The organism is Kitasatospora sp. NPDC003701, assembly GCF_053587085.1.
In genome coordinates this window covers 1-2,820 of sequence record NZ_JBSFNM010000156.1, presented here as the reverse complement: position 1 = coordinate 2,820, position 2,820 = coordinate 1, and the positions used below count along the sequence as shown (strand labels likewise).

The 2,820-nt window shown below is 72.7% G+C and carries 1 protein-coding gene and 1 pseudogene; both read right to left on the bottom strand.

Annotated features, from left to right (window positions below; genetic code table 11):
* Nucleotides 1-94 precede the first annotated feature (94 nt).
* Nucleotides 95-2,659: an ABC transporter permease gene (locus ACWDRR_RS44320; RefSeq protein ID WP_449778018.1), complete on the bottom strand. Its 2,565-nt coding sequence runs from the start codon at nucleotides 2,657-2,659 to the stop codon at nucleotides 95-97.
* A 56-nt stretch (nucleotides 2,660-2,715) separates the two neighbouring features.
* Nucleotides 2,716-2,820: pseudogene (locus tag ACWDRR_RS44315) on the bottom strand (ABC transporter ATP-binding protein); the annotation flags it as partial.

Genomic DNA, 2,820 nt, shown 5'->3' with positions numbered 1-2,820 from the left:
CACAGCTCCGACACCACCCGGCCCGTCACCGTCGACACCAGGGCAACCGTCGGCGGGCGGCGCTGTCGGTTCTGCGTGGGTGGGGGGCGGGTGCCTACTCGCTCTTGATCGCGCCCAGGATGTCCGTCCGGGCGGCCCGGCGGGCCGGCCAGACGGCGGCGAGCAGACCGATCAGGGCGGCGGCGACCAGGAAGCCCAGGATCTGGACCGGCGGCAGCACGGTGGTGATGTTCTTGAAGGTGTCCGCCATCGTGCGGTTGCCCGCCCAGGCGGTCACGATGCCGAGCAGCACCCCGACCACGCCGCCGAACAGCGCGATCATCAGCGACTCCAGCCGGACCATCCGGCCGACGCCGCGACGGTCCAGGCCGATCGCCCGCAGCATGCCGATCTCCCGGCGGCGCTCGAACACCGACATCGCCATGGTGTTGACGACACCCAGGACGGCGATCACCACGGACATGCCCAGCAGGCCGTACATGATGTTCAGCACGGCGGTGACCATCTGGCGGTTCTCCGCCTTGATGTCCTTCTCGCCCTTGACGGCGATCAGCGGGTTGCCGCCGGTGGCGTCGCGCAGGGCCTGCTTCAGCTTGGCGTCGGCGCCGTCGGCGCCCTTGACCAGGACCTTCTCCAGCCCGGTACCGGGCGCGGCGTGCGGGCCGACCAGGGAGTCCGGGGCGACCAGGCCGGCCAGCGTGGTGGTGGACTCCAGCACGCCGCCGACGGTCAGCGAGCCCTTGGCGCCGTCCGGGTAGGTGACGGCCAGGGTGTCGCCGACCTTCAGGCCCAGGCGCTCGGCGTAGCCGGAGCTGACCAGCAGCCTGCCCTGCTTGAGCGCGTCCGCGGTGCCCGACTTCACCGTGATGGTGGCCAGCCGGTCGATGGTCGCGGCGTCCACGCCGGTGACGTACTCGGTGTCGCCGTCGGTGCCGGTCTCGACCGCGACGGTGCGCATCACGCTCATCGCGCTGACGCCGGGCGTCCGGGCGACCTGGGTGGCGACCTCGGGCGAGAGCATCGAGAAGTTCTGCATGGCGACGGTGTAGTCGGCCTTCAGGTCGCTCGCGGTGCTCTCGTCCACGGCCTTGTTCACCGAGGCGCCGACCACGGTCAGCGCGGTGATCAGGGTGACGCCGATGGTGAGCGCCGAGGCGGTGGCCGCGGTGCGGCGCGGGTTGCGGACGGCGTTCTCCCGGGCCAGTACGCCGGGCGTGCCGTACAGCTTGCGCAGCAGCGGGGCGAACAGCGCGATCAGCGGCCGGGCCAGCAGCGGCGTCAGCACGAAGACGCCGATCAGCAGCGTGCCGGCGCCGAGGCCGACCAGCTTGCCCTCCTTGGCGGCGGAGCCGGCCAGCAGGGCGCCGACGCCGGCCGCGGTGAACAGCAGGCCGATCGTGTTGCGCACCCGCAGGCTCTTCTGCGAGGCCGGCTGCTCGACCGAGCTCATCGCCGCGACCGGGGCGATCCGGGACGCCCGCAGGGCCGGCAGCCAGGCGGCCAGCACGGTCACCACGACGCCGATGCCGACCGTGGCGATCACCGTGGACGGGGCGATCACCAGCGGGCCGTCCGGCAGGTTGGCCTCCATCGGGCCGTTCAGCAGTGCGCGCAGGCCGGTGGCGATGCCGATGCCGGCGAGCAGGCCGGCCACCGCGGCGGTCAGGCCGACCAGCATCGCCTCGACCAGGACGGACAGCACGATCTGCTTGCGGCGGGCGCCGACGGCGCGCAGCAGGGCGAGTTCCTTGGTGCGCTGGGCGACCAGCATGGTGAAGGTGTTGGCGATGATGAAGATGCCGACGAAGAGCGCGATCGCGGCGAAGCCGAGCAGGACGCTGCTCAGGCCCTTGGTGCCCAGCTCGATCATCCGGTCCTGCTCGTCGGCGAGTTCGCGGCCGGTCCGCGCCTCGATCGAGTCGCCGCCCTGCGGGAGGGCCTGCTTGACGGCGGTGAGCAGCGCGGTGTCGTCGGCGCCGGGCCGGCCCTTGATGTCGATCTCGCCGAACCGGCCCGGGCTCAGGTAGAGCTGCTGGGCGGTCGGGGTGTCGAAGGCGGCGAGCGAGCCGCCGGAGACGACGCGCGGGTCGTTGGTGCGCAGGGTGCCGGTGAGCTTCAGCTCCATCACCGGGCCGTTGACGGCGACGCGGACGGTGTCGCCGACCTTGTAGCCGCCCTTCTCGGCGGTCCTGGCGTCCAGCGCCACCTCGCCGGAGCCGCGCGGGCCCCGGCCGTCGACGAGCGGGTAGCGCGGGTCGGTGCCGTCGGCGCCGGGCACGTAGTTGGTGCCGGTGGTGGAGAAGCCGTCGCCGATCAGGGCGCCCTTGCGGTCGGCGATGCCGGCGAAGCCGGTGACCACCCCGCGGGCCTCGGCGGCCCCCGGCAGGGCCGCCACCGCCTTGCGCGTGTCCTCGGTCAGGGCTGGCCCGGCGGTGCCCCGGCCGCCGCGGTCGTACCCCTTGCCGACGGCGTCGCGGTCGCTGATGGTGACGGCGATGTCGGTGTAGCTCTTGGCGCTCTGGGACTTGAGCGCGTTGCCGAGGGTGTCGGTGAAGACGAGGGTGCCGGCCACGAAGGCGGTGCCGAGCATGACGGCGAGGACCGTCATCAGCAGTCGGGCCTTGTGGGCCAGCACGTTGCGCAGTGCGGTGCGGTACATGAGGGGGTGTCAGTCCTGAGGGTCTGGGGTGATGTCGGCCTACGCGGGGACCGGGCCTAGCTGGTGCGGCCCTTGGCGTCGAAGCGGCGCATGCGGTCCAGGACGGTGTCGGCGGTGGGGTTGGCGAGTTCGTCGACGATGCGGCCGTCGGCGAGGAAGAC